This is a genomic window from Flagellimonas sp. 389 (genome assembly GCF_018449435.1).
Taxonomy (GTDB): domain Bacteria; phylum Bacteroidota; class Bacteroidia; order Flavobacteriales; family Flavobacteriaceae; genus Flagellimonas.
This window is the reverse complement of record NZ_JAHCMU010000001.1, coordinates 290,080-315,998: the sequence shown is the minus strand read 5'-3', so window position 1 is coordinate 315,998 and position 25,919 is coordinate 290,080. Positions and strand designations below refer to the sequence as shown.

The following is a 25,919-nucleotide window of genomic DNA, read 5'->3' as shown; positions in this document are numbered from 1 at the left end:
ATCATTTTTTAGAATCTGTTTTGTGATAAAAAGAAAAGGTGCTATTGCCCTTTAAGAGTACCATATCAGATAATTTAGAGAGCTCTTGGTGATTCTCTATGGGATAAAAGGTTTGCGCTCTCAAGTATTCCTCTCTTTTTCCACCTTTTAAATCCTTTTTGAAAGGTCTGAACCAAATTGCGTAGGGGTTCGAGTTGTAGCTAAAATAAATTCTTCTTTGGTCGAATGAACTACTCTCAGGTAATATCGTATATGAACGGATTGCATCTGTCAAAAAATAGGGTATCTCTTTAAAACCGATGTTGCTGTCAAAATGATAAGATTTTTGCATTTGATGCTGTTTAATGTGAGAAGAGAAGTGTCTGAACATTGTATGGACATAGGTAAATCCATCTATCAAAACCCTATTGCCGTTAAGGTCAATGATTTCCTCATCCTTTCCCAGTTCTTGGTAGAATTCGGCTACTAAAAGATAAATGTATTTACCGTGAAGTACTAAGGTCTTTTGCAAATACTCTTTGTAGTTGGCACCAATTTTTAGTTTGTCTGCAAACTTATCGAGTTGTTTTAGTTGATAATTGGTTTCTTGCGCAACATAATTTATAAGCCGAAAACCATTTGTTTTATCTTTAAGATATACTTTCCATTCTTCATAGGTTTTCTGAAGAAATGCCACATCCTTTTTTTTCCGTACAGTAGATATGGGACCATCATAGTCCATTACCTCTTTATGTCCATTGAGGTCATTAACATACCTTATGTATCTACTTCTAAAATGATAGTTTACGCAATTCTCATAATCTTCAATTTTAAAAGTACGTTGATTATTCTTATCTCTTAATTGCTCAATGATTCCCCCGACAAATTGTTCTTCGGCTAGAGAAATTTCCTCATTGTTGAAAACCTTGTTGCAGAGAGCCTGTACAATTTGGTCGTAATCCTTTGGCTTAGCCGGATTTCTATACAATTCGTTTAGTTCTTTTCTGGATATCATTATTAATGTTGCATATTATCAACAAAAATAGTAAATTTGTGGTAAATATGCAACAAAATGAATTCTAAGAAAACAGTTCTGTTACCAAAATATCAGAAAGTATTTGAGCAATTGGGCGAGAATATAAAGCTAGCACGAAAGCGAAGAAAGCTCACGGCTGAGCAGGTTTCCGAACGTGCGGGTATTAATCGGACTACATTGTATAGAATAGAAAAAGGCGACCCAGCGGTTGCCATAGGTTCTTATTTTAATGTTTTCAGAGTTCTCAACTTGGAAGATGATTTTAAAAAGCTAGCAGTTGATGATGAATTTGGCAGAAAACTTCAAGACCTTGATTTATTATAAGAAAGATGGCAACAGGAAAATTTGACATATATGTTTTTGCTGATTGGGTAGGTCTTAAAGAACCAACACTAATAGGAACTTTATCGGCACATTTTGCCAAGGGAAAAAAAGCATTCAGTTTTGAGTATGATAAAGATTGGTTAAAAACCGATGCACAACGATTGTTAGACCCGGACATTGATTTTTATTCTGGTCCGCAATATCCAACCAACAAAGAGAATTTCGGAATCTTTTTAGATAGTATGCCAGACACTTGGGGAAAGACTTTAATGAAACGTAGGGCTGCCCAAGATGCTAGAGCAAATAATGAAAAGGCCCGTACACTCTATGAAATAGATTATTTACTTGGGGTTTTTGATGAAAGTAGAATGGGTGCGTTGCGCTTCAAAACAGATTTAGAAGGTCCTTTTTTAGATAATGATGATAGAACGCCAACACCACCTTGGTCATCATTGGGCGATTTGCAAGAAGCCGTCAAACAGTTAGAAAGTGACGAACAAAATGATGATATACGAAAATGGATTGCAGTACTGATTGCGCCAGGTTCTTCATTAGGTGGTGCCCGACCAAAAGCTAACATTTTTGATACCCAAGGAAATCTATGGATTGCCAAATTTCCGTCAAAAACAGATACGGTTGACAAAGCTGCTTGGGAGTTTTTAGCCTATCAATTAGCTACTGCTGCGGGTATAGAAATGGTAGATTCTAAAATAGAGAAGATTAGCGGTCAGTATCACACATTCCTAACAAGACGGTTTGATAGAGACAATGGAAAGCGCATTCACTTTGCATCCGCTATGACGATGACAGGAAATACGGAAGATATCATAAAGGAATCTGCACCAAGTTATCTTGAAATTGTAGAGTTTATAGAAAATTATGGTGCAGATGTAGAAGCCAATTTGCATCAGCTTTGGCGACGCATCGTTTTCAATATTGCTATTTCAAACACCGATGACCATTTGCGAAATCACGGATTTATACTAACCGATAAAGGTTGGATTTTATCGCCAGCCTATGATTTGAATCCATCCATAGAAAAAGATGGACTTTCACTAAATATAGATATGGATGATAATACTTTAAACTTTGATTTGGCTAAAAGTGTTGGCGAGTATTTTCGTTTAAGCGAAAGCGAAATGGAAACTATTTTGGATGAAGTGCTTTCCGTTGTTAAGAACTGGAAAGATGTGGCAAAAGGTATAGGAATAAAAAATGCCGAAATAGAATTGATGGAAGGGGCTTTTAGATGGTAACAGCAGGATGAATATTGTTAAAAATTATAATTAATTAAAATGGTACAATGAACACCAAAGGTGATTTTTCTTCTTTAATATTTTTAAAAAAAGTCAATACGCGTAGTATTGAAAAGTTCCAATTCTGGAGGGATATTCAGCAATTTTACCAACATAATAATATAGAAGATGTTGAGCTTTTCGTAAGCTGTTTTGCTAGTATAAACGAGTTTTTTAAATCTGATTTTTCAAGTGGTCAATTTTACACTTGGCTTGAGAAGTACTCTGAGACCAACCCAGAAATTGCTAAACAAATAAAAGAAGAAATTGAGAAGAACCTTTCAAGGGATACTTATGAGTTTTGGGCAAGTATTGTTTACGGATTGAATAAGGTCGGTGAAGACTTTGTAGACGAAATAATCAACAATATAGAATCCGATGTCAGTTTCAGAATCTCTGCCGGGTTTCGCGCAGCAACAATAATTAACCTTGAAGAAAAACACTCCTTTTGCGATAGAATCAACAAGCTAATAGACATCAATAAGTTTAAAGAAATTCTTGAAGACATTGATTGGGCCTACTTGATGAATTTTTATACTCGTCATCTAGAGGATTTTCCAAAATTTAATAGTAGAATACAAGAGCTCTTTAAAATTGAATCATCGTATATCTATTCTGCACTAGTTAGAGCTTTAAATTCTTTTATTGAATTACAGAAAAATGAGGAGCTATTTCATCTGTCAATTAAGCATCTTGCAAAAGTTCCGCTTCAATATTCTGGCATTTACAATTCTTTAAATTTTTCGCTAGATAAATTTTTCGACTCCAATCCTGAGATTATCAAAATATTTCTTGAAAATTGGATTGATTTTCATTTGCCAAGTGCAAATGGTATGCAAGTTTTAGAGCATCTTTTGAACAATTTCAACGATAAAAATTCAAAGTATTTTCATAAGCTAATATCAACCTGGCTATTAAAATCACATAATTATGGTCTTGCAGTTCAATATGTGATTAGTGAAATTAGAAGCACAAGAGATTCCTTGCAATTAGATAGTGCTTGGATAAAAGAATTGAATGAAGAGGAAACTATTCTATTGGCTTTGAGAGTAATCGGTTTTGCTTGGGATAAAGATGTTGCCTATAGAATGCTCTTTCAAATATTGGCAGAGAATCTTGAATCACAGGAAATAATAAATCATACCGCAAGTTTAATTTATTCTGAATTGCTTTTAAATTACCCGTCATTGATAGAAAAACTTAGTAAGGAAAAAGTCTCTGATAAAAAACACAAAGCTATAATTAAACAAATTACGGGTAAAGCGGACGATTTTTTTAACCGACTAAGCAATCTTCCAATTCACGATGAATTTAATCCATCTGAAAAGAGATTGTCTTACTATAATAAAGTCCAATTTAGTGGTCTAGGTAATGAAGCAATTGAAAATAGGAAACCATCATTTTTAGATTTCGCAGACAAAACACGATTAAGAGTGGGTAAAGGTTTCTTTTCAAAAACTGAACAAGGTTTCACAGAGGTAATGGAACCAAAAAGTATTTCTCATTCAATGGAAATGCCAAGATTAGAATTTATTGACCCAATTGGGCAACAGGCAAAAAGACTACATTTCAGATACATTTCAAAAGATGAACTTTATAATTCGTGAATACATATCAATTCTTAAGGAAGACGGAGAGTTAGATTCTTTGTTGGCAGACCTACTTTTTGAGCAAGGATATACTATTAAATACAAACCAGAAAAGGGTAGGCAATACGGTGTTGACATATTAGCATTTAAAAAAGAAAAGCAAAAAGTTGTTGAAATTAGAATTTTAACCGTAAAACGAGATAATATCACGAGAAGTGCTTGGAACGGTAGTGTTAACGCAGCCAAACAATCTCTTGAAGAAATTCTTGAAGTTTATTTAAATAAACATCTTACACAACAAGAACAAAAACTTCCTATAAGAATCACACTAGCAACGAATGGTGTCATTTCACAAAACTTAGATTTAGATTGGACTTCATTTAAGGAAAAACATAGTAAGGATAATATTGTTATTGACTTTTTAGGTATTGATGATATTACAAATCAAGTAAAAGATGATTTTCTATTTGATACATTACTTGATAAAGAGAATCAGGCATTATTTCGAAAGACTTTGGCATTTATGGACTTAACTGATTATCAATATCATCATTATATTCAGCTATTAGATGCTCTTTTTGATAAGGCAATCCTGAGAAAACGTGAACTTCAAAAATTAATACGTTTAATAAAATTATTATTGGATTTAATGTTTAAGTGGAGCGATGAAGTTGGTAACCTAAAATCTGCAGTTACACTTAGCCATATAACGCTGTTGAAAACGTATAACTTTTTAACAAAGAGTAACAAACTAAAGCTTAAATACATTCAAGAAGAATATTTCAAAATTTACAGCTTGAGTCGCCTAATTGCTGTAGATTATTATAATAAAGTCAATGACCATTATTTTGTGGAACAGAGCGTACAGCGCTACTCAAAAAACCATTTGGAGTATGGCTTAAGAACTTGGGAAGAATTGGGGCTAATTTCTATTCTTGGTCATTTTGAGTTGCAACAATATTGGGTATATCTTCAAACTAAAAATAAAGCGGGGCAAGAAATATTCTTGCGCTCACTTACAGATGTGAACAAATCCTTGACATCCTTTATTTCAAAAAATTCATCTTTAAATTATCCTTTATATGACAACCATTTGATAGAATTTAACTTAGCAATGCAGTTTCTACGGATGTACCAAAAAGATGATTTTTGTTTAAATTGGATTGAGAAAATCCTGATATCACTTCATAATCAATATCGCATAAAACAATTATTTCCGCTCTTTAGACCAGACTATGAAAAGTTAGTTGACATATATTTTGGTAAATCAAAACAAAAATTAGAATCTTCAATGTTGTTAGCGAGTATACTTGATTGGTGTATTATTTTAGATTCAGAGGAAACATACGACAAGGTTATAGAGCTTATTAAGCTTTTTGAAGAAAAAATAAGTATTCAGACTTGGTATCCAACAGAAGATACCGTAGATATCTGTTTAGCTGAGGGGTATTGTGCTAAGTCCGGTAACGTTTTTTCATTTAAGAATATACCGTCATTCAAGGAGTATAAAAACAACATAATTGAACTACGAGAAAAGTTTGTAGAGGCTAGAGAATTCAAGCCCTACAACTTGGGTATGGAGGTTTTACATCACATTGCATCATTTCATCATAAACAGCTTCCATTACCATATTTATATCATCGTTTCGTAAAATAATAAAGTATAGAAATTAAAAAGGCCCTTTCTCTCTTGGTCCTTTACTCGTCACTTTCCATTGACCATTTTCTTTGATAAGTTTGAAGATACCAGGCTTATTATCATAGTTAGAACTGTATTTGACCCACGCAGTATCAGTCTCTATAACTTCATCCGATATGGTAACCTTTGCATCATTGTCTGCATCTGACACTAAACCTTGAATTATCATTAAACTATCATAACCATCAGAAGTTGTATGTTTTTTTGAGGTATTATTATCCTTAGCATAAAAACTTTCTACCACAATTGTTGCCGTTTCAGATGGCGACATGTTCTTGGTTTCAGAACAAGAAATGAATAAAAGTACGAGTGAGCAAATGACTAATCTTTTCATAATATTATTAATTTGGGTTATTGATACATCTGTGTGATATGTTCAGTTTTATATTGCGTTCACCATCTTTCTCGTTCAATTCTAAAATTGCCCTACGGTCATTGGACAACGAGAATTTAGGCATTACATAAACCAATCTTACCATTTTACCTTCTGCAATTTTTGACAGCAAATGGTGCTTGTAAATAGGTTCTTGATATAAACTCTGTAAGGATTTCCTTTTCCCTTTTTGTCGAGTCTCGATGAAAAGGTTCAAGAAATTCAAATCGTAATCCAACGTAGAATTATTCTCAATCTGAATGACAAAATAGAGTTCTTCTTTATCAAAAACTATATTTTCAACGGTCAAGACGATGCCCTGTGTGCGCTTCTTAATCCGACCGATGCGTTGGTTTCTGTTAAGAAGATAGGTGCAGAATTTTTGATAATAGTAGGTTCTGTTATCTATATTTTTTTCAGAAGTTACAACCTGAATCGAATCGGCTACGATTGGCTTCTCATTACCAATACTATTTGATAATGGGATAAAATAATTGAGCTTTGACAGCTGCTTTTTATATCTTACAATATACGAAAAAATTGCACCATTTCTATTGACTACCAGTAGATTACTTTCCTTCCCGGGCTTTGCCTGAAGTAATCCAAAATACTGTTCTTTTTCACGATTATAACTAAAGACAAAATTATCCGAACCGGTTATGCCTTGTCTTATGGGTTCTGGAAAAAATAGCGCAACGTTTTTAGTATCGTTTGCATAAATGGTATCTAATGCTACGTTTATTTGTGCTTTCGCGAAAGCGGAAATAATGAGGGCTGAAATTATAATATACTTTTTCATAAGAGTGCGTTTTAAATGCCCATTATGGGCCTCATAATTTTGGTTTTAGAATTAATTTGTAGTTGTTGAGCACAGTTACCTTCACACTTCGATTGCGTCGTCTAAATACCTGTGTAATTCCGCCTACTTGCGGAACAGTTGGGATATTGATATCACCAATAACATCATCCAAAACTTCAGTAGTAGCCTCTGCTCTAAAATTGTTCTGTACATAGATGCCTTCGCTACCATCGAGCAAATCGAATGCCATTAGTTTGGTAGGATGATGCTTTATGTTCTCAATTTCGATTAAGGCACGATTTGGCTGAAAGCTGATAAAACCAAAAACTGGCGTATTCTTTGGCATCGGCTTACCATTAATAGTAGCCGATTTGGTTAGGCGCATCCGTAATCTAGTGTTCGCTTTGACAATCTGGTCGCCATCGACAACCACATATATCGTTTCATCTGTATTACCAATAATTGAAACTTCATTGGGTTTTGGCGAAGCAGCAAAAAATAACTGATGTTCTAGCCCTAATTCTTTGGCTTCAATTTTTTGTTCTCTTTTTATTTCGGCTGAATCGATTTGTTGTGCGCTCTTTTGCGCAACTTTCTTTTGCCCTAAGTTTCTGTATTTCTTGTCAGAGTATTGAATTTTACCTGCATTGTATATACTATCCACAATGCGTTTTTTTTCAAGTTCTGGCAAATCAGGATTGTAAAGACCTGTGGAATCTAAAAGTTTTTCATCGTAGATGCTGGGTGCGTTATTCTCGCGCACTTCCTTTAGGTCATTGATAGCATCAAGCTTGGAATCATATTCTTTTTGGTTTTCGTCCAAGTCCGGTACTAAGGTCTGTTCAAGGTTTTCGTTCTCGTTTTCATCATCACCCATAACCATCATTGAATAGGAAATAAGGAATATGAAAATCACAGCCAATACCGAAGCAAATACTATTTTGTTTTTTTCTACTTTCATAATTGTGGTTTTTAAATGCCGATTATCGGCTCAACTTTCATCGTTTATCTTTTTTAAAGTGTTCTCGAAATAGTTCGTAATCAACAAACCGTGCGGATTGTTTGGGAAATTTCTATCCACAGGAATTAGGTTTCCGCTAGAAACCAGTTCGTAGGTATCTATAATTGAACCTCTGTTGATTTCAAAGACGGTTACCGTCTTAAAGACGTATGTTCCGTTTTGTTCTTCGATTTGTGAATCTATACTTAGTACTTTTTGAACAAGTGAGTATTGCAGCAATCGATTATAGACACCATCAGCTTTTTTCTGGCGATATAAGTTGTCTATGGAACTGTTACCTAGCCAAAGCGCTTTTTCCAAATTCCGCTCATAATTACTGGCGTCGATATTATAGAAGTAGTTATGGAACAGGTCTAAATGCGCCAATGCCTCTACTTTGAAATTCTCTTTTTGGGTAACAAGCTTCAGCGGAATAATACTGCCATCGGTATTAATGGCAAAGGCACTATTAAGTGCTTCTTTATTCGTCTTAAAAGCCATCCAAAGTGAAAAGGTGCTCGTTAGCATCGCAAAAATGACAACTGCCAACACGATAAATCTGTTCAACTTTAAGACGTTGTATATGTTCTTATATGGTGTTTTCATATTTATATGTTTAATCTGCCCTAGGCAGTAAATAATCTGAGGGTAAACGATGTGGCGCGTTTATATAATTTGAACTTTAGAAAAACAATGAAACAAACTGACCCTAGCTGAACCACAGGTGCAAAAAAGCCCTGGCCGACATCTGTCCCAAAAAGGTTTGTCCAGAAGTTTGTATTGATTTCAGTATAGAGGGCGTTTACAAATACATTAACCAGAAAGAATGCAGGCACCAACATATAAACCGCGGCATATAACTTGAAAAATGTGTAAGCAAGCGAACGGAATTTTTCAAAAACTGCTAGACTTATAACCAGCGGGAAAAAGGCTTGCATTATACCCAATAAAAAGTAGCGTTCAGCAAGGAATAGCGGGTAAATAAACAAATCCAAAATCCAAAGGATAAGGCTAATGATAAATGCAAATATTTTGAATCCGTAAAGTGGTGTGACAAGAGCTTCATATAATAAGGCCATTGCCGCTTGAGCAGCCTCTAAAAAATTTATTTCTTCTTCTATAGGAATATCCTGCATCTGTAATGGCAATAAAGCTGGTGCTGTACCACGATATTGCGCTTCTATGGAAACCAAGATGCCATCAAAAAAGCCTAAAACCTGCGTTGAAAATATAACCAGAAGTACAATGGCAAAATTCTTGGTCAATTCCCCCGGACTTAATCCCCAAGTATAACCGTCCTTATCCGCAATACCTTCATTATATTTTTTTAGGATATTGACCAGAAAGAACAATACGGCAAGTGTTTTCATTCCGGCAATAGTGTATTGCGAGAAACTACTGTTCTGTATGGTTTGAAATACAGCATCGACGTATTCCAGTCCAATTCCTAAAAATATAGTTGCGGTCATTATTAGTAATCTGTTTCTCTATTATTAATTTTGTCCTGCATTTTTCTGAAGGATATAATATCCTTGTAGCGTTTCGTTCTTGTTTGAATATTTGAAACCATTTGCTTTGATTCTAGTTCTTTTTCCTTCAAAACTTCAGCACGTTCAGCATCGGACATTTTTAGATTATCACTAGATAAAATTTCGCCCATAAATTCAACCGTGTCCAAAGAGTTTTGAACTATCGCATCAAATGATTCCGCAACTCGTGTAACTTCCTCTGGTTTGATATAAGGCGAGTTTAAAATATCCTGCAAATCGTTTTGCATTACATTGATAAGGCGTTGATTGTTAGCTGCTATTTCTTCAACTGCCCTAAGTTGTTGGACAACACTTGACACTTTCTCAATTGCCTCTTTCGCATCTTTCAAGAACTTTACGGACTTGATAAGTTGAGAGGTCTGTTTTGCCGATTCCACAAGCGATTTTACCAAACTGATAAAGTTGGTATTGTCATAAACTGGCATCCCCTGAGCGTTAGCACCGTTAGGCAATAAAAGGGCAACCATTAAGAATAGCCCGAACAAGATTGTTTTGATTTTTGTCTTCATAATATTATGTTTTAGATGTGAATTGAATTATTGCTTTTTCCATATCGTGATGCTCATTGTAGAGCTTCATTATTTCCTCATTTTCCTGGCCATCGGTCAGATAAGCTGCATAGACTTCTTTAGGAACTTCAAGCCGAAAGATGTTGCTTTCCTTCCCAATCTTGATAAAAATTTCGGTGTACTTCCGTGGTCCGGAAAGATTATTTTTGATGGACTTTAATTGGTTCAAGTCGTGACTTGAGAGGTTGAGCCTTTTGACCAATTCGTCATAGCCTTTTTCGTTGTTAAGGCTGTAAATGACCTGCGTATTCTCTAATATGCTAGCTGACGTTGAGTTATTGGGAAGCTGGTTTATGGATTGAAGAATAATCCCAATCGCACCATTTTGTTTACGTATCGCTTGATAGTAGAATTCTACACTTTCCAGTACGTTGTCGAATTTCAGTTGCTTTGCAAACTCATCGAAAAGGATGATGCCTTTTTCAGCACGATTCTTCCAAATAGTTCTTTGGATAGCCGACTTAATCAGCTTCAACATTACAGATAGAATTTCCTTATTGTCCTTGACTTCATCTAGTTCAAAAACTATCAATCTTTTGTCCTCAATTTTATAGGTCTGGTCTTCGCTGACTTCAAATAAGAAGCTATATAGACCATCGCCGACATATTCTGACATTACGTGCAAAAAGCTCGTAACATTGAAGTAGTCGGGATGGATTTTTAGGGTGTTCAGAAGCTCTTTCTGATGCCTTTCTATAAAGTTGTAAAAACCATCCAAGGAATGATTTTCTGAAGTGCTATCATAATAGTGACGAAGAATCTTTTTGACTGAAACCGACTGCGCTTTAGTAACCTTTAAATCTGAAGCGAACAGTTCAAACAGGAAGACGGACAAGTCTTCCAAACGTTCAGGGGTCAGGTCATTCACATCGCTTATATAAAAAGGATTAATACCCAGATTTTTGCCACTTTCATAACGAAGCACCGTATATTTCTCAGGATAGAGTTTGACAAATTTGGTGTAGGATCCACCAAGGTCAATAATGACTAGGCGGACACCACTCTCAAAATATTGGCGTAGAATGTTATTTGCCAAAAAGGACTTCCCTTCGCCAGTAGGTGCAAAAATGGCAAAGTTTCGTGCTTTGATACGCTTCTTGCGTTCGTCCCAAACGTCCTTTAGAACTGGAACGTTATGTTCTCTATCATTAAAGATAATTCCAGTAGCATCCGAGTTGTAGTTTGTATTATTAATAAACAAGCATAGTGCGTGTTTTAAATCCGTTACATATAAATCGTTATTTGAAAAGTTGGAAGAAAAACAGCAGTAACTATTTAGTATATAGTTCTTCCGTTCCTCACCTCTTGGATAATATGGGATAATATCCAGTTCCTTAAATTCAGTTTTGATTTTAGAACCGATTCGACTTAAATTTTCAGGGTTTTTATCCCAATAGACGATGTTGAGATGACCACGAATAATCCGTGCATTGTCATCTGCATTGATTTGGTCGAGAATATGTTGAATTTTACCAAGTACCACTTTGTTCTGTGAACCGAAGTTGGAACTTTTGTTGAGTTCTTCAACTTTCTTATCTAGAAGCTTGCGCCACTTTTGTTTATCATCCAAATACAGGATTTGATTAACAATATGATTCTCATTAAGCGTAAGCCCTAAGCCATCAATAAACCCTTGATGAAACACGAAATCGTCAGAAGTGAATTTCTCATTGGTCTTGCTACTCTGTACACTTTCGCCAAAGCACAGTTCGCTATTGATAGCCAGGGCATCAAAATGGTTTTCGCCAATATTGACGCTTTTCTTTTCTAATATGATGTCCGTATCAAAACCTTCATTGAATCCATTGAAATAACCATTTGTGAGGTGCTGAATGTCTTTCGCTTTAAGCTGGACAAAGGTCATTTTTCGGCTATTGTTTATAAAGGAAACCGAATCACTAACCGAGCCAATGAAGCTCTTAACGTTGTCATCTAATTGTTGAACAATCCCTTTAGAAACTTTACGAAAAGGGTTGACATATTTTGAATTATTTAGAGCCTTGTTCTTAGTGAGTGTAAAGAACAAAAAGCAACGATGTTCCATATAATCACGTCCTTTGAAATGCTCGTGTGTAGCTTTTTCTAAAAAAGTTGTTTTCGGCAGTTCTTCTGAAGTGTAACTCTTTTTAAGGTAGATATCCTGTTTTTGTACCACCGTGCCAATAGGTAAAGATTTTAAAGCCTGAAACCAAGCGCCGTGTATATCCTCAAAGTCTTTTTCTGATAGGGAATAAATTTCTGGTAGCGTTCCTTTATAGCACAGAACGACATTGCCATTATTGGCAAATATGATATTGTCCTGAACATCTGCAATAGGGTTATATGCCGAAAGATTAATCTTGTTCATAATCGAAGCCCGAATTTCTTTTGTTACTTATTATTCTTGGGAAGGCTTTAGCCATTTGAAATAGTTGTGGGTTAAGTGTTATTCTCGTGAGGGCTACATATAAGGCAGCATTAAAAACGAGAACGCCAATTATTATCCCGAAACTGAAAGAGAAAATGATAATGAGCAGCGAAGCCAAAATAGACACCATCATTAGGGCGAACAGGGAAATAGGCAGCCCAAAAATGACTGCCCTTTTTCTAATGTTTTTATAGACCTCGAATTTCTTCATACAACTTTTTTAATAAAACCCTCGATGAGGGTTCAATTATACTACGATGCCTATTAAATATGTGAAGATGCCCACAACCGCACCCGCAATCAAAACAAATACAAGTACTCTAGTAATACCTTTTTTAAGGTCTGCGTTTTCCCCAAAGAAATGTCCTGCGTTAAATAGGAATCCAACTAGAAAGATGACACCAAGTAAAATTGGAAATATGGTACGTATGGTATCGCCCACATCATTAACGGAATCTTCAATTCCCCCAATTTGAGCAAAAAGTGATGTTGAGAGCAACGATAAAAAAGTTGCTAAGTAGATTGATTTTTTCATAATAAAATTGTTTAGATTTTTTATTCATTTTCCCTTTCTGAAATTTACATATATTTGTACATAAATAACTGAAAATCAAATATTTGTGAATAAAATATTATTTGAAATCAATTGAATTTGTTTGCTATTAATTGGCATCAAATGCTATGAATTTTTAAAGGGAAGTTGTTGATAACCTGAAAATTGAAAATGAAAAAAGTGCTTAAAAACGTTAGTTTTTTGATTTTGCTCTTCAAAATGTGCATCATTTTTGGACAAGAATCGAGTACTCAAAAACGAATTGTTATTGATGTTGGACACGGTGGAAAAGATGCTGGTGCAATAGGCATAAATGGAATCCAAGAAAAGGATGTTGTACTCAATATTGCAAATGCCATTTTGAAGCTAAATAACGAATCTGATACCCCTTTGGATATTTACTTTACAAGGTATACCGATACACTTGTTTCTTTATCCGATAGGTCGAAGCTGGCCAAAGCCCTAAAAGCTGATTTATTTGTGTCCTTGCATTGTAATCATTCGGATAATGCAAATGCAAGAGGTGTCGAAGTTTATGTTTCAAAAAAGCAATCGATATATTCTAGAACATCTACTTGGTTTGCTTTTCAATTACAAGATGCTCTGAACTTTGAGCTGGGTTTTGAGAGTAGGGGTGTAAAGTTTGCAAATTTTCAGGTCTTACGTGAAACAATAAGCTATTGCGCCTCTGTCCTTTTGGAATTAGGGTTTTTGAGTAATTGGGATGAAAGTAAATATTTGACAAAAAGAAGTAAAAGTATTGCTCTAGTATTAATAAGAAAATTTCAATTAACGTTATGAAAAAATTATTTAAAGAGGTGGTTAAAACCTTAAAGGGACTCATCTTAATTCTATTTACTGAAATATCTTATATCATTAGAAATAGAACTAATTGATGTTATTTATGACTCGTTTATTGTCTATTTCTAACTAATTATTTAGAAAATCGAAATATTTATGTACTTTTGGAAAGCTTTTAAAAAATTAAAAATGACAAAGATTGGAAGCCTTTTCCTTAAAAAATCGGTTAAAAAAGCTGATATATCAAGAAAAACTGGTATTAGTTCATCCCGATTAAGTCTTTTGAGTAGGGAGGAATCTACGAAGTTAACGGCCCGTGAAGCATTTTTAATAGCACTTGCTATTGATATTAGTCCTGCTGATTTTCTCGAAGAACTTTATGGGCATTTAAAACTGAATAAATAATTATGGAAAACCTTAATTTCATAGATTTATTTTCAGGTGCAGGTGGTTTATCTGAAGGTTTTATCAAGGCAGGTTTCAAGCCAATTGCCCACGTAGAAATAGACAAAAAAGCCTGTGATACTTTAGAAACACGACTGATATATCATAAGTTAAATTCTGAAAATAGAACAGAAAAATATTACGATTACATTTCAGAAAAAATGACCAGAGAAGAGTTCATAAAATGCTTTGGTAATTCTGAACTTTCCGATTCCGTCATAAATATTTCAATTGGAGGAGATAACAACAAAATCATTTTTGAAAAAATAGACAAACTCGTCAATGGGAAACGAATTGACTTAATTGTCGGTGGCCCACCTTGTCAAGCCTACTCTCTTGTCGGAAGGTCAAGAGATAAAGATGGTATGAAAAATGACCCTCGGAATTTCCTCTATAAAGAGTACGCAAAATTCCTTAAAAAATACGAGCCAAAAGTATTCGTTTTTGAGAATGTTATGGGATTAATAACTGCTGAAAAAGGAAGTTATTTTAAAAATATGCAAGCATATTTTAAGCGTATTGGTTATGAATTAGATTATACAATTCAAAAGTCTGAGCATTTCGGAGTATTACAAAAAAGAAGAAGAATTATTTTAATCGGTTGGCAAAAAGGCACAGATTTTAAGTACCCAAAATTTGATATCCTCAATGAAGAATTTACTATAAGTCAAATTCTATCTGATTTAAAAAAAATAAAAGCTGGCGACCAAAAAAATGTAACAAAATATGCTAAACCTACAACTACATATCTTGAAAAGTTTGAATTAAGAAATGGAGTTGATTTTGTTACTCAACATATAGCGAGACCGCACAATGAAAGAGATTTAAATATCTACAAAATCGCTATAAACAAATGGCTGAAAAAATCAGAAAGATTAAAGTATCCAGATTTACCGACTGAACTCAAAACTCATAAGAACGAAACATCATTCGTTGATAGATACAAAGTTGTTGATATCAACGGTCTTTCTCATACAATGGTTGCGCATATAGCGAAAGATGGTCATCATTACATTTACCCTGACAACAAGCAAATAAGGTCTATTTCTGTCAGAGAAGCTGCTAGGATTCAATCATTCCCAGACGACTTCTTTTTTGAAGGAGGCAGAAGTGCTGCTTTTAGACAAATAGGAAATGCTGTACCACCTTTGATGGCAAAAGAGATAGCAAAACAGATTAAAGCACAGCTAAAATGAATGATACAGGATACAAAATAAGACCAGCTGCTAGGTTGATTCACACCATAGGAAGTGATTTAATTGGAGATTCCTATGCAGCATTAGTTGAGCTTGTTAAAAACTCTTATGATGCAGATGCAACTAACGTTGACATAGTATTTAAATACACAAAAATAGAGAAAGAAAGCGCCTTGATTATTTCCATAAGAGACAATGGCCACGGAATGAATTTTGACACAGTTATAAATAAATGGCTTGTTCCAGCAACTAACGATAAGCTAAAAAGAAAAATTAGTAAAAATGGAACAAGAACTCTTCAAGGAAGAAAAGGTATAGGTCGATTTGCTGCTTCAATTTTAGGGCAAGAAATGACACTTTCAACAGTAGATGAAAATGGTGAAAAATCAGAAACTGTTATTGATTGGAGAATTTTCAAAACAGATGATTATTTAGAAAATATAGAAATTCTTGTTGATAAGAATAATACAAACGAACCATCTTGTACAGAAATATTAATCATTGCCAAAGATGAGAAGTATGAAGAGGTAGTTTTAAATGAAGAAGGACTAGAAGAGACAGTTGAAAAAATTGATTCTAAATTATCTTATTGGAATAGAGATACTCTAGAACAATTAATAAATGAATTACGAAAACTCATTTCACCCTTTGAAGAATCAATTGATGATGAATTCAAAATTAACTTATCCTTTGAAAACTCACCATTTCCAGAAATAGATGAGAATATAAAAATTGATACTTATCCAATAATTCAATTTTACGATTACCGTATTTCGGGAACTATTTCAGATAAAGGGAACGCTAATCTTTTATTTGAAAACAATGTAAATCCTGAAGCTGTTCAAAAAGAGAAAATTTCAGCAAATTTCGAAGTTTCTGGGAACAACAAGTATTGTGGTTCTATGAAAGTAGATTTCAGGGTTTTTGATAGAGAACCAGAAGCAATCGATAACTTGATAAATAAAGGCCTAATCAACCCAGTATCTAAAAACTTAATGGGTAAAAGGCAAGCTAAAAGATTACTTGACGAAGTTTATGGTGTTAATGTTTATAAAAACTTCTTTCGAATTAGACCTTACGGAAATGGTGGAATTGATTGGTTGGATTTGGACAAGGATAGAATACAAAACTTCACATTAAAAATTAGTAATAATCAAATCGTTGGTTTTGTCACAATTCAATCCGAAGAAAAATCTGGACTTGAGGAAAAAAGTGCAAGAGATGGATTAAAAGAAAATGAATATTACTTTGGTTTAAAGGAACTTGCACAGAAAGCTTTATTCGAACTAGAAACTAGAAGGTTAGCTTATAGAATTAAAAGCGAAAAAAGCAGAGGAAAACAAACTAAAGTACAAGACACCATAAATTCTTTATTCAGTTTAGCAGAAGTTAAAACCTCTATTGGTAAAAAGCTTTCAGAATTTAAAATCGATAAAAAAGCAATTGATGAAATAGACAACATATTAACGGAAGAAGAAGCAAAAAAAGCAGAATTAAAAGAAGAAATTGAAAAGACAATTGCGATATATCAAGGACAGGCTACTTTGGGTAAAATTGTCAATTTTATTCTTCACGAAGGTCGTAAGCCATTACAGTTTTTTAATTCCGAAACTAGAGTTATGGAACGCTATTTAAAGTTTTACCGTGCAACCAAAGATGAAGAACACCTTGATGAATTAACTAAAAGTATCAATGGATTTCAAATAAATAGTAAGTTCATTTCTACTCTATTTAAAAGAATATCACCATTAGCTAAGCAAAAAAGAGATAAAAAAGCTGACTTTTCTGTAGTCAAAGTAATCAATGAAAGTCTAGATGTCTTTAAATCGAGTTTTGACGATGCGAACATTAAAGTTAACGTTCTTGGAAATGAAAAAATACAAATATTTGGATGGTCTGAAGACTTATATATTGCTTTGACCAACCTCATTGAAAATAGTGTTTACTGGCTAGGTGTTTCTAAATCAGACACAAAAGAAATAACTATTGCCGTTAGTGAAAGTTCTAATACAGTAATTATTGACTATAAAGATACAGGACCAGGTCTAACAGATTTAGAAATTGAATCAGGAGCAATTTTTGAACCTGGTTATTCTAAAAAGATTGATGGTACAGGTCTTGGCTTAGCAATCGCTGGTGAGGCATCTGATAGATTAAATGGAGAGCTATCGGCTAGAAAAAGTAATGACGGAGTGTGTTTCCAAATAGAATTCAATAAATAATTATGCAAGAACTTAAGATTTTAATAGTTGAAGATGATGGAGCAATTTACAAAGACATTTATAGAAGAAATATCCATTTATTCAATAAGGAAAACAAAGAGGTTCAAATAAATGACACTTGGATACAAGGAAAGGATGAAGCAATATCTGCCTTAAAAAATCCTGAAAATATTTTTGACGGTGCTATCGTTGACTTGGATTTAATGGGCAAAGGTGGAACAGATACTTCAGGAAATGAAGTTGTCAAGGAAATTAAGGATAATTTACGTTTTCCAACTTTTGTAATTACTGGTACGCCTCATAATATTTCTGAAGAGCTCAATGTGCCAAATGCTATATTTGATGTTTACGAGAGAGATAACGTAGACGTATTTGACACTTTCAATAGGTTTAAGCTAATTAAGTCAACAGGAATTCTAAATCTCTTAAATCGAAACGGCAAAATCGAAGAGTTAATTCAAAATATATTTTGGAATCATATTTCAACCTCTCTAGACAGTTGGGTTTTAGACGAAAAAAGAAATCCAGAGGAAAAAGAAGATTCGTTACTTCGATATACAATTCTTCATATGTTGGAGTATTTGAATGAGAATAATGTGCATCCGAGTGAATTCTATATCACCCGACCAGTCAAAGAAAAGCTTTCGACAGGAGACTTGATTTCTTGGAATGGTATTAGATATGTTATTCTGACACCAGCTTGTGATTTTGCTCAAAAGAAAGTAACAAAAGCTTTTTTGTTGCGAATCAAAGAAATTTCTGAAGAAATAAACGGTATTGATGAAATAAAATCAATTGACGACTTAAGCAAAACAAAAAAGCAAAAACTTGAACGAATAGTAAAAAATAATAAGGACTCTTACCTCTTTGTTCCAAAACATAATTCAATCAATGCAGGCGTAATCGATTTTCAGGATAAACTCTCAATCGAAATTGAAGAAATCGAGGAAAGAATAAGTAGTACAGAAATTGATAGATTTGCAACTATATCTCTACCATTTTTAAAGGATTTAATTGAAAGATATTCTAGTTATTACGCTAGGCAAGGTTCGCCTGACTTTGATTCAGATGAAGTAATGGATTCACTATTTAAGGCCTAATATGGAGTGAAAAATCGAGTAAATATTTTTCATTCATTTCCTCTTATCCCCAGCCCCCTTATCAAAAGCAATCAAATTAAACAATTCACGCATTCTGCTACGAACACGATTTCCATAACGTTCTTCAAGTTCTTCAGCATTAAGGTTCGTAGTAGCGTGAGTTTTGATTTTGTGTTTGGTATCGAGATAGAGTTCATATCTAGACAAGAGAACTTCGCCCATTACGTTCAAGTCTTTGCCATAAAACCGTCCTGCAGGTTCTACACCAAGGTCATCAAAACAATAGAATTTGGTGTTCCCATATTCCTCAACAGTTTTAAAACCAAGATGGTTAAAACCAAAAGTCACATTCCGGCAAGGAATCATTTCGTAAGGGCGTTGCATCGGAACTATGTGGCGCAAAAGCTTCATCAAACTAGTCTTTCCACAACCTACTGGTCCGGAAAGTAAAATTCCTTTTTCAATGTCAATTCCGTAGGCGGCACAGTTATCTTTATCCCTAATAAAATAAGAACAGAGCTTCAGTAGAATATCCTTGTCTTCATCATAAATTTTGAAATTTTTACCAAAGAGCAACTTTCCCTTGGCATTCAAATAAATCAAAATTTTTGGAAAGTCATAAATAACACTTTTTCCATCAAATTTCCCCAATGAGTATTCCACGCCACCTTCGGTAATTTTAGAGGGGTTGTCCATAGTCTTTGTTTTTAGTGGTTCGCAAGTTGTCCTTAATTTGGGATGCTTGTTTTTTGTTTGACTTGTTTTCCTCGTCGAACAATTCGGTTCTATCCAGCCAATTTGTGGCCAGGGCGCGCCAATCTCGAATCTCTTTTCCATCGCTAGTTTGCCAATTACGAGTTTCATAATGCTCAAAAAACTTTTTTCCTTCATCAGCATTAAAACCTTTTTCAACAAAAAAATCAATTACGGCCTGCCAGCCCTTTGGCTGTTTTATATAGTTTTCCTGTTTGATATTGTTTGTAGTAGATACCAATGCTTGTCCACCTACGGGACGGTGTGGGTCTACAACCTGTCCATTTATGGGATGGTGCTGTCCCACAACTGGTTCACGTATGGGATAGTACTGTTCCGCAAGCTGTTCTAATGTGGGATTGTACCGTCCCATATCTGGTTCATCACTTGTAACGATAATGGACATCTTTATTTTGCTGCCCTTGTATGGATTGTTTGAAGGGAAATAACACAGGTAAAGCCACGAGTCTAAATCTGTAACGCATCGATGGTATGTGGATTTTGAGCCTATTTTTGCACAGCGCATTAAATCTCTACGGTTAACATAAAATTCATCTGCAAAGCGGCTGCTGTTCCATTCTTGGAACAATGCCATATACAAACTGATATGGGTAGGATTCAGGCGGTCATCAAAATAGAACTTTTCAAAAGCCGCATTAAGTAGCTTTATATAGTTCATCATTTAAGAATTTGAACTGTGATGTACACGGTTGGCAATCATTATATTTTGAATTTCTTCGGCATCATAATAGATAATACCACCAACTTTGGTATAGGGTAATGTACCGTTGATGCGAAGATTTTGTAAAGTGCCTGGGCTGACTTGTAGCAAGTCCATTACCTCAGAAGATTTGAGGTACTTTTTTAGCTTTCCAGTAGCTTGTTTGGATAGTAGTTTTTTAATATCATCGAGCAATTCCATTTTGAATTCCCGAAGGTCGTCTGTTGTTATAATACTTGTCGGCATAATAGAACGGTTTTAAAGAAAGAGACTATCTCATCGTTGTCAACTAATTTGATAGCCTCTGACCTGATTTGACTTTCGTTCTACAAATTTGAATAGCTTTAATGGATTTTATTCCCCAGTACGACCGTACTACGGTCAAAATTTAACATTTTGAAATTTGATTAGTTTTAGGGTGTTTTGAGGTGTTTGCACTATTAATTGAACTTTAAATTGTACCAAAATTTATGGAAAAGAGGATGAGAATATAATTACCGTAGGTCAACCGTAGTACGGTCTTATTTTAGCAGATAAAAGGATAGGTAAATGAGAATGGTTAGCGACTATTCCTCGCTTTTATCCATTTCTGAAAGAAGGGAAGCAATCAGCTGGTCAAGGAACAATGTTCGGCTGTTTTTACGATTCTTGATGTCTTGAAAGGTTTTGTAGATGTCTTTGGGTTCAAAATCAAATATCTGTTGCAACTTTCTAGAAAGTTGCATAATACTTTTATTGTCCTGCTTCCCGAGACCTTTTGCGCATAGTGCGTAGAGCAGCTCAACCCAATCTGTATTTGTGAATGGCCAAATAATTTTTTCAGTAGGTTTTATATTCACACTAAAACCATTCAATCTATTTTTAATAGAATGTTTCTTTTGGGCCATATAATTAATAAGGGAAGTATAGGCCTTGAACTTTCCTAAAAGCATATCTCTTGGCGTACAAAAATCAGGGTCTTGAAAATAGAATTTAGAAGTAGTGATATGATACTTATCGAGATGGTCTCTTGTGTAATATGTCTTATCAAAATGGGTTGCCCCAGATTTTACGTATTGGCCAAAGTCAAGGTTATAAAGAAAAAAGCGATTTAGTTTACCAATCTTCTTTTTTATAAATTTTAGTTGGGCAGCTCTATCAGCTTTAGGAAATTGAATTTCAAAAGAATGAATCTCTGAGAAGTATATAAGTTTAATTAATGGTACTTGTTTTATTTTTTTAAAGAAATCAATTTCATCATCAATACTTTTAAAATCATTAGCCAAAATATTTCTTTTAAAAACGGTAAGCAAATTTCTACTTAACTCGATGGAACGATAGGATAGTTCCAAAATCGGAAGATTTTCGAGCCTTATCCCGTCTAATTCTACGAGAAGATTTTCGCCTAGTGATTCTAAATCCATTTATAGCCATAAATACAGTTAAGCACCAACATTATTGTGGGCGGTCTTAGTTTGGATGGGTTGTTAGTGGTTGTTAGAATTCTTTAGTTGCGAATGTGTGGGACAGGTACTTGAAAGTAGAAGTTTTTACGACAAAGGGCGGCCAAAGAACAACTGAAATGTAATAACATAATTTTGAAAGAAGGGTATTTTATTCCGTAGATATGTACGGAATAAACCGTATTTTCCTACGGTAATTGTTATAGTATCAAGAACAACGCTACTTCGCCTTTTTTCGATATCGACTAATGAATTGTCTTCTATTTTTTACACCAGTTTTTTTATAGATATTAGAAGCGTGTTTAGAGACAGTACTTTCAGCAATGAATAAATCTTTGGCTATTTGTTTGTAACTAAGATTACTCAGAATAGATAAGGTAATTTCTATTTCCCTTCGTGTCAAGTTTTCGTAGATTATTTTCGTTTCTGCCGAGTTAATTGCCTGTTCCTTGCTCATTGCAAATACTTCATACATTTTGGTCTTGTTTTCCAAAAAATACAAATGTCGGTCTATTTCAATAATGGTTATAGCATAAAAAGCAGCATTCATAACAGTAAAAGTCAACCATTGAAAATCCCCGATTAAGGTTAATATAGGTAACAATGCAATACTTGTCACACTAATCATTGATAACCTATTACGACGTAGGATGTATTCATTTGGATTGTTTGGATGGGAAATTCTTTCATAAAACATACCTAAAAACACAAAGGCAAGAACAGAAATAGGTATGGTAAAAAGTAACCTTGAAGCGTCTAAGGAATAGGTAAAAAAGTATGGAATTAAAAATAGTATAATAAAACTTCCAGAAGACAAAATCGCTAAATTTCTAATAGAAGAATTGTACTTTAATACAATGATATCATATTCTTTATAGAGGTAGTAAACTATATAAACACATAGAGCTATGGCAACGCCATAAGTTATAATGTACTGAATAATGAGAGGACCAGGAAAGTTCTTAATTGGCAAAAATCCACCTGTTAGATTATAGGTAATAAATAAAATACCCAAAGATAAAAATCGTTTATAACCACTTGAATCTTTTCGAGTTGAGTAGTAAAGTGTAAACAATACAATGACCGTATCTAATAAAAGATAGAAAAAAGTAGTCCAATGTATTGATGTTCCAAACATTTATCTTTTTCATCTCTGCTCAAATTTGTTGGTTTCTAAATTTTTTGTGACATTCTTCCAATGAAATATAGTGCCATTCATAGCCACATATACATCTGGTTTTAGAAATTGTACTGAGCATATTGCATAACCTAAATTAAAAGGGGCATCCGTGCCATAAGATGAACCTAGAACGAATGAGCCAACCAAGACTATCGTTTTATTTAGGTTAAGTTTTCCGATATATTTTGCGGTATCTTCCATAGTGAAAGTACCGTGGGTAACTATTATTTTTTTCGCGCTCGTAGCTTTGATTTTATCAACCAAAAGCCTACGGTCATCGTCTGTAATAAAGCGACTATCTTTATTGAGGACATTCTCTATTGAATAGGAAAATGAAACATTTGCCGACCTAAAAAAATCCTCAATCGAGATTTTATTTTCTTGAGTCTGATTCTTTTCTGAATCATAGTCCAGCCCCTCAATTGTACCACCTGTTGTAATTATATGTATCATAAAATAGGACTTGTTGTGACCTATAAATATAATGGTTATTATTTGCAATGTACTTTCATTCAGCACATCACGATTTACAGGTATTCTAAGAATCTTGCCATTTCATTTTCTGCAACCGTACTGCATTGAGGATTGCAAGCAACGCCACACCAACATCAGCAAAAACAGCTTCCCACATTGTGGCAAGTCCACCTGCACCCAAAATGAGAACTATAAATTTTACACCGAATGCCAAGGCAATATTTTGCCAAACAATTCTTCGGGTAGAACGACCAATTTTTATTGCTCGTGCAATCTTGCTCGGTTGGTCGGTCTGTATAATGACATCTGCAGTCTCGATAGCAACATCGCTGCCCAAACCGCCCATTGCTATACCTACATCACTTACAGCTAATACTGGCGCATCGTTAATGCCATCGCCTATGAATGCTACTTTCGAATCAGGTTGTCTTTTGAGTTCTTCGACTTCATTCAGTTTATCTTCGGGTAATAGGTCACCTTTTGCCCAATCGATTTTTAATTCTTTAGCTATCTGTTGGGTTATGGAATCCTTATCACCAGAAAGCATTATTACTTTAGAAATCCCAGAATCCCTGATTTGTTTTATCGCTTGGTGGGCATCTTCCTTCAGTTCATCGGCAATGGTAACGTAGCCCGCAAATTTTCTGTCGATGGCTACCATTACGATTGATTCCACAATATCATTGGTTGCAGACGGAACTTCGATGCCATTTGATGTCATCAACGCTTTATTACCTATCAAAACAGTTTTTTCATTGACCGTTCCTTTTAGGCCTTTTCCTGCAACCTCATAGACATTTGAGGCCTCTAAATCTGCGCCCTCGGCTTTATATTCCAATATAGCCTTGGCAATGGGATGGGTGGATTGTTCTTCCATTGCCATCAAGTATTTCATAAATTCCGCTTCCGAGAAACCAGAACTATTTACAACTTCCTTAATCTTAAAAACACCCTTGGTTACAGTTCCCGTTTTGTCCATTACCACGGTATTTACTTTGGTCATCGCATCCAAAAAGGATGCGCCCTTGAATAAAATACCGTTACGTGATGCTGCACCCAGACCACCGAAATAGCCCAAAGGAATGGAAATAACCAATGCACAGGGACAGGAAATAACTAAGAAAATTAATGCTCTGTACAACCAATCACGAAACACGTAATCATCAATAAAGAAATAAGGAAGAAAAGTCAGACCAATAGCCAGAAATACAACGATAGGTGTGTAAATCCGTGCAAACTTTCTGATGAACAGTTCAGTCTTTGATTTACGGGCGGTGGCATTCTGCACCATATCCAGAATACGGGCAATGGAACTGTCCTTAAACTCTTTAGTGGTTTCAACTTCGATGACACCATCGAGATTGATGCTTCCCGCAAAAACCTTTTCGCCTTTCGCAATGGTATCGGGCTTGCTTTCACCTGTCAAAGCTGCTGTATTAAACGACCCTTTATCTGAAAGTAAAATACCATCGAGTGGTACTTTTTCACCCACCCGAACCTGAATTTTCTCGCCAATCTCGACGGTTTCAGGATTGACAGAGACAAAATCATTATCTCGATAGACCAATGCTTCATTAGGGGGCACGTCGAGTAATGCTTTAATATTTCTTTTGGCGCGATTGACCGCTGCGTTTTGAAACAGTTCGCCTACGGCGTAGAAAAGCATCACCGCCACACCTTCGGGATATTCACCTATGGCAAATGCCCCCAAAGTGGCGATGGACATCAAGAAAAATTCTGTGAAGAAGTCGCCTTTTAAGATACTATTCCAACCTTCCCGTATGACAGGAAATCCAACCGGGATATAAGCTACCGTATACCAGACAACGCGAATCCAACCTTCAAAAAAAGGAAAGGCATCAAAATAATCAATGGCAATTCCAGCAATCAGCATCACAAAGCTGAAAATGGCAGGCAAATAAATTCTGAAGTTTGACAATTCTTCCGGACTGCTGTGATTGTGTCCGTCATCGTGGCTGTGCTCGCCCTTATGTTCTTTAGGGTCTAAATCACGTAAGTTTACTTTTTTCTTTTTCATTAGGTTGGTCTGTATTGGTTTAAGATAATTTCCAAGTCGTGAGGAAGTTCCATTCTCTTAAGAGGTGGAACTTTAGCACCACCCGTATTTCCTACGGGCACGTGGTCAATAAATGATTTCCACCCGCCAACGACCAATCGAACAACTTGACCTAAAATTTCTTTTGTATTTTTTTGTCTAAAGCCAAATTTGAGCATTAGCCAATGAGAATAGGTATGTTCGTAAGGATAGGACTGCCCAAGTATGTGCGAGCGTTCAAGATGCTTCCAAGCAATTCCATAATCTTTCCGATTCAATGTATTACGATATAGATTCAATTCCTTATCATAGTGTTCTTTTAAACCTTTAGGGATGTTGGTATTATATTTCATCAAA

General features: G+C 34.8%; 27 protein-coding genes. 9 read left to right on the top strand and 18 right to left on the bottom strand.

Features of this window, described 5'->3' with window-relative positions; genetic code table 11:
• Window position 1: 1 nt before the first annotated feature.
• Window positions 2–994 (bottom strand): hypothetical protein, encoded by a 993-nt coding sequence (locus KIM67_RS01405; protein WP_213829585.1) that lies wholly within the window; start codon window positions 992–994, stop codon window positions 2–4.
• Window positions 995–1,051: 57 nt separating this feature from the next.
• Between KIM67_RS01405 and KIM67_RS01400 the strand changes: the two genes are divergently transcribed.
• Genes KIM67_RS01400 through KIM67_RS01385 form a run of 4 tightly spaced genes read left to right on the top strand, consistent with a single transcriptional unit; the run spans window position 1,052 to window position 5,880 of the window.
• Window positions 1,052–1,339 carry a helix-turn-helix domain-containing protein gene (locus KIM67_RS01400; protein ID WP_085767690.1) on the top strand — a complete coding sequence of 96 codons (288 nt, stop codon included), beginning with the start codon at window positions 1,052–1,054 and terminating at the stop codon, window positions 1,337–1,339.
• 5 nt (window positions 1,340–1,344) lie between these two features.
• The gene (locus KIM67_RS01395) at window positions 1,345–2,595 is read left to right on the top strand and encodes a type II toxin-antitoxin system HipA family toxin (RefSeq protein ID WP_213829584.1); all 1,251 of its coding nucleotides are present in this window, start codon (window positions 1,345–1,347) and stop codon (window positions 2,593–2,595) included.
• A 47-nt stretch (window positions 2,596–2,642) separates the two neighbouring features.
• A complete protein-coding gene (locus KIM67_RS01390; protein ID WP_213829583.1) occupies window positions 2,643–4,241 on the top strand; it encodes a hypothetical protein in 1,599 nt (532 codons plus the stop codon).
• Window positions 4,222–5,880, top strand: coding sequence for a hypothetical protein (locus KIM67_RS01385; protein ID WP_213829582.1), 1,659 nt, complete (start codon window positions 4,222–4,224; stop codon window positions 5,878–5,880). Before KIM67_RS01390 ends, KIM67_RS01385 begins: the two co-directional genes overlap by 20 nt.
• A gap of 13 nt (window positions 5,881–5,893) precedes the next feature.
• Here the strand turns inward: KIM67_RS01385 and KIM67_RS01380 are convergent, their stop codons facing one another.
• From KIM67_RS01380 to KIM67_RS01340, 9 genes are read right to left on the bottom strand one after another with little or no spacing between them, the layout of a single operon-like run.
• Window positions 5,894–6,256 (bottom strand): hypothetical protein, encoded by a 363-nt coding sequence (locus tag KIM67_RS01380; RefSeq protein WP_213829581.1) that lies wholly within the window; start codon window positions 6,254–6,256, stop codon window positions 5,894–5,896.
• A gap of 7 nt (window positions 6,257–6,263) precedes the next feature.
• Window positions 6,264–7,094 (bottom strand): DUF4138 domain-containing protein, encoded by an 831-nt coding sequence (locus tag KIM67_RS01375; RefSeq protein WP_213829580.1) that lies wholly within the window; start codon window positions 7,092–7,094, stop codon window positions 6,264–6,266.
• Between the two features lie 31 nt (window positions 7,095–7,125).
• Window positions 7,126–8,055 (bottom strand): conjugative transposon protein TraM, encoded by a 930-nt coding sequence (traM, locus tag KIM67_RS01370; protein ID WP_213829579.1) that lies wholly within the window; start codon window positions 8,053–8,055, stop codon window positions 7,126–7,128.
• Window positions 8,056–8,085: 30 nt separating this feature from the next.
• Window positions 8,086–8,700, bottom strand: a complete 615-nt coding sequence (locus tag KIM67_RS01365) for a conjugal transfer protein TraK (protein WP_213829578.1) — start codon at window positions 8,698–8,700, stop codon at window positions 8,086–8,088.
• A 20-nt stretch (window positions 8,701–8,720) separates the two neighbouring features.
• On the bottom strand, window positions 8,721–9,563 hold the full coding sequence (locus tag KIM67_RS01360) for a hypothetical protein (protein ID WP_130962965.1): 843 nt from the start codon (window positions 9,561–9,563) through the stop codon (window positions 8,721–8,723).
• A gap of 2 nt (window positions 9,564–9,565) precedes the next feature.
• Window positions 9,566–10,153: a conjugal transfer protein gene (locus KIM67_RS01355; RefSeq protein ID WP_213829577.1), complete on the bottom strand. Its 588-nt coding sequence runs from the start codon at window positions 10,151–10,153 to the stop codon at window positions 9,566–9,568.
• A gap of 4 nt (window positions 10,154–10,157) precedes the next feature.
• The gene (locus KIM67_RS01350) at window positions 10,158–12,560 is read right to left on the bottom strand and encodes a TraG family conjugative transposon ATPase (protein WP_213829576.1); all 2,403 of its coding nucleotides are present in this window, start codon (window positions 12,558–12,560) and stop codon (window positions 10,158–10,160) included.
• Window positions 12,547–12,831, bottom strand: a complete 285-nt coding sequence (locus KIM67_RS01345; protein ID WP_130962967.1) for a hypothetical protein — start codon at window positions 12,829–12,831, stop codon at window positions 12,547–12,549. Before KIM67_RS01345 ends, KIM67_RS01350 begins: the two co-directional genes overlap by 14 nt.
• Window positions 12,832–12,867: 36 nt before the next feature.
• A complete protein-coding gene (locus KIM67_RS01340; protein ID WP_073243663.1) occupies window positions 12,868–13,155 on the bottom strand; it encodes a hypothetical protein in 288 nt (95 codons plus the stop codon).
• 189 nt (window positions 13,156–13,344) lie between these two features.
• On the opposite strand from KIM67_RS01340, the gene KIM67_RS01335 reads away from it, so the two are divergent.
• From KIM67_RS01335 to KIM67_RS01315, 5 genes are all read left to right on the top strand, one after another.
• Window positions 13,345–13,974 carry an N-acetylmuramoyl-L-alanine amidase gene (locus KIM67_RS01335; protein ID WP_213829575.1) on the top strand — a complete coding sequence of 210 codons (630 nt, stop codon included), beginning with the start codon at window positions 13,345–13,347 and terminating at the stop codon, window positions 13,972–13,974.
• A 189-nt stretch (window positions 13,975–14,163) separates the two neighbouring features.
• Entirely contained in the window at window positions 14,164–14,379 is a 216-nt protein-coding gene (locus tag KIM67_RS01330) for a helix-turn-helix domain-containing protein (RefSeq protein ID WP_213829574.1), read from the top strand.
• Window positions 14,380–14,381: 2 nt separating this feature from the next.
• Entirely contained in the window at window positions 14,382–15,614 is a 1,233-nt protein-coding gene (locus tag KIM67_RS01325) for a DNA cytosine methyltransferase (protein WP_213829573.1), read from the top strand.
• Complete coding sequence (locus tag KIM67_RS01320) at window positions 15,611–17,836, top strand: sensor histidine kinase (RefSeq protein WP_213829572.1); 2,226 nt, start codon at window positions 15,611–15,613, stop codon at window positions 17,834–17,836. The genes KIM67_RS01325 and KIM67_RS01320 overlap by 4 nt, the downstream gene beginning before the upstream one ends.
• A gap of 2 nt (window positions 17,837–17,838) precedes the next feature.
• Window positions 17,839–18,936: a response regulator gene (locus KIM67_RS01315; protein WP_213829571.1), complete on the top strand. Its 1,098-nt coding sequence runs from the start codon at window positions 17,839–17,841 to the stop codon at window positions 18,934–18,936.
• Window positions 18,937–18,969: 33 nt separating this feature from the next.
• On the opposite strand, the gene KIM67_RS01310 is transcribed toward KIM67_RS01315, so the two are convergent.
• The 8 genes from KIM67_RS01310 to KIM67_RS01275 form a co-directional block, all read right to left on the bottom strand.
• Entirely contained in the window at window positions 18,970–19,632 is a 663-nt protein-coding gene (locus KIM67_RS01310) for an ATPase (RefSeq protein WP_213829570.1), read from the bottom strand.
• Entirely contained in the window at window positions 19,616–20,368 is a 753-nt protein-coding gene (locus tag KIM67_RS01305; RefSeq protein WP_213829630.1) for a hypothetical protein, read from the bottom strand. Before KIM67_RS01305 ends, KIM67_RS01310 begins: the two co-directional genes overlap by 17 nt.
• Before the next feature lie 3 nt (window positions 20,369–20,371).
• Window positions 20,372–20,656, bottom strand: a complete 285-nt coding sequence (locus tag KIM67_RS01300; protein WP_213829569.1) for a helix-turn-helix domain-containing protein — start codon at window positions 20,654–20,656, stop codon at window positions 20,372–20,374.
• Between the two features lie 320 nt (window positions 20,657–20,976).
• On the bottom strand, window positions 20,977–21,813 hold the full coding sequence (locus KIM67_RS01295) for an RteC domain-containing protein (protein ID WP_213829568.1): 837 nt from the start codon (window positions 21,811–21,813) through the stop codon (window positions 20,977–20,979).
• A gap of 259 nt (window positions 21,814–22,072) precedes the next feature.
• Complete coding sequence (locus KIM67_RS01290; protein WP_213829567.1) at window positions 22,073–22,990, bottom strand: LuxR C-terminal-related transcriptional regulator; 918 nt, start codon at window positions 22,988–22,990, stop codon at window positions 22,073–22,075.
• Between the two features lie 9 nt (window positions 22,991–22,999).
• The gene (locus KIM67_RS01285) at window positions 23,000–23,485 is read right to left on the bottom strand and encodes an asparaginase domain-containing protein (protein ID WP_213829566.1); all 486 of its coding nucleotides are present in this window, start codon (window positions 23,483–23,485) and stop codon (window positions 23,000–23,002) included.
• An 85-nt stretch (window positions 23,486–23,570) separates the two neighbouring features.
• On the bottom strand, window positions 23,571–25,544 hold the full coding sequence (locus tag KIM67_RS01280) for a heavy metal translocating P-type ATPase (protein ID WP_213829565.1): 1,974 nt from the start codon (window positions 25,542–25,544) through the stop codon (window positions 23,571–23,573).
• Window positions 25,544–25,915 carry a DUF3703 domain-containing protein gene (locus KIM67_RS01275; RefSeq protein WP_213829564.1) on the bottom strand — a complete coding sequence of 124 codons (372 nt, stop codon included), beginning with the start codon at window positions 25,913–25,915 and terminating at the stop codon, window positions 25,544–25,546. Before KIM67_RS01275 ends, KIM67_RS01280 begins: the two co-directional genes overlap by 1 nt.
• Window positions 25,916–25,919: the final 4 nt, after the last annotated feature.

What these genes read in the sequence shown, in the direction of transcription:
- KIM67_RS01405 (WP_213829585.1), bottom strand. Translation starts at nt 994, where the DNA reads ATGATATCCAGAAAAGAACTAAACGAATTGTATAGAAATCCGGCTAAG.
- KIM67_RS01400 (WP_085767690.1), top strand. Translation starts at nt 1,052, where the DNA reads ATGAATTCTAAGAAAACAGTTCTGTTACCAAAATATCAGAAAGTATTT.
- KIM67_RS01395 (WP_213829584.1), top strand. Translation starts at nt 1,345, where the DNA reads ATGGCAACAGGAAAATTTGACATATATGTTTTTGCTGATTGGGTAGGT.
- KIM67_RS01390 (WP_213829583.1), top strand. Translation starts at nt 2,643, where the DNA reads ATGAACACCAAAGGTGATTTTTCTTCTTTAATATTTTTAAAAAAAGTC.
- KIM67_RS01385 (WP_213829582.1), top strand. Translation starts at nt 4,222, where the DNA reads ATGAACTTTATAATTCGTGAATACATATCAATTCTTAAGGAAGACGGA.
- KIM67_RS01380 (WP_213829581.1), bottom strand. Translation starts at nt 6,256, where the DNA reads ATGAAAAGATTAGTCATTTGCTCACTCGTACTTTTATTCATTTCTTGT.
- KIM67_RS01375 (WP_213829580.1), bottom strand. Translation starts at nt 7,094, where the DNA reads ATGAAAAAGTATATTATAATTTCAGCCCTCATTATTTCCGCTTTCGCG.
- traM (WP_213829579.1), bottom strand. Translation starts at nt 8,055, where the DNA reads ATGAAAGTAGAAAAAAACAAAATAGTATTTGCTTCGGTATTGGCTGTG.
- KIM67_RS01365 (WP_213829578.1), bottom strand. Translation starts at nt 8,700, where the DNA reads ATGAAAACACCATATAAGAACATATACAACGTCTTAAAGTTGAACAGA.
- KIM67_RS01360 (WP_130962965.1), bottom strand. Translation starts at nt 9,563, where the DNA reads ATGACCGCAACTATATTTTTAGGAATTGGACTGGAATACGTCGATGCT.
- KIM67_RS01355 (WP_213829577.1), bottom strand. Translation starts at nt 10,153, where the DNA reads ATGAAGACAAAAATCAAAACAATCTTGTTCGGGCTATTCTTAATGGTT.
- KIM67_RS01350 (WP_213829576.1), bottom strand. Translation starts at nt 12,560, where the DNA reads ATGAACAAGATTAATCTTTCGGCATATAACCCTATTGCAGATGTTCAG.
- KIM67_RS01345 (WP_130962967.1), bottom strand. Translation starts at nt 12,831, where the DNA reads ATGAAGAAATTCGAGGTCTATAAAAACATTAGAAAAAGGGCAGTCATT.
- KIM67_RS01340 (WP_073243663.1), bottom strand. Translation starts at nt 13,155, where the DNA reads ATGAAAAAATCAATCTACTTAGCAACTTTTTTATCGTTGCTCTCAACA.
- KIM67_RS01335 (WP_213829575.1), top strand. Translation starts at nt 13,345, where the DNA reads ATGAAAAAAGTGCTTAAAAACGTTAGTTTTTTGATTTTGCTCTTCAAA.
- KIM67_RS01330 (WP_213829574.1), top strand. Translation starts at nt 14,164, where the DNA reads ATGACAAAGATTGGAAGCCTTTTCCTTAAAAAATCGGTTAAAAAAGCT.
- KIM67_RS01325 (WP_213829573.1), top strand. Translation starts at nt 14,382, where the DNA reads ATGGAAAACCTTAATTTCATAGATTTATTTTCAGGTGCAGGTGGTTTA.
- KIM67_RS01320 (WP_213829572.1), top strand. Translation starts at nt 15,611, where the DNA reads ATGAATGATACAGGATACAAAATAAGACCAGCTGCTAGGTTGATTCAC.
- KIM67_RS01315 (WP_213829571.1), top strand. Translation starts at nt 17,839, where the DNA reads ATGCAAGAACTTAAGATTTTAATAGTTGAAGATGATGGAGCAATTTAC.
- KIM67_RS01310 (WP_213829570.1), bottom strand. Translation starts at nt 19,632, where the DNA reads ATGGACAACCCCTCTAAAATTACCGAAGGTGGCGTGGAATACTCATTG.
- KIM67_RS01305 (WP_213829630.1), bottom strand. Translation starts at nt 20,368, where the DNA reads ATGAACTATATAAAGCTACTTAATGCGGCTTTTGAAAAGTTCTATTTT.
- KIM67_RS01300 (WP_213829569.1), bottom strand. Translation starts at nt 20,656, where the DNA reads ATGCCGACAAGTATTATAACAACAGACGACCTTCGGGAATTCAAAATG.
- KIM67_RS01295 (WP_213829568.1), bottom strand. Translation starts at nt 21,813, where the DNA reads ATGGATTTAGAATCACTAGGCGAAAATCTTCTCGTAGAATTAGACGGG.
- KIM67_RS01290 (WP_213829567.1), bottom strand. Translation starts at nt 22,990, where the DNA reads ATGTTTGGAACATCAATACATTGGACTACTTTTTTCTATCTTTTATTA.
- KIM67_RS01285 (WP_213829566.1), bottom strand. Translation starts at nt 23,485, where the DNA reads ATGATACATATAATTACAACAGGTGGTACAATTGAGGGGCTGGACTAT.
- KIM67_RS01280 (WP_213829565.1), bottom strand. Translation starts at nt 25,544, where the DNA reads ATGAAAAAGAAAAAAGTAAACTTACGTGATTTAGACCCTAAAGAACAT.
- KIM67_RS01275 (WP_213829564.1), bottom strand. Translation starts at nt 25,915, where the DNA reads ATGAAATATAATACCAACATCCCTAAAGGTTTAAAAGAACACTATGAT.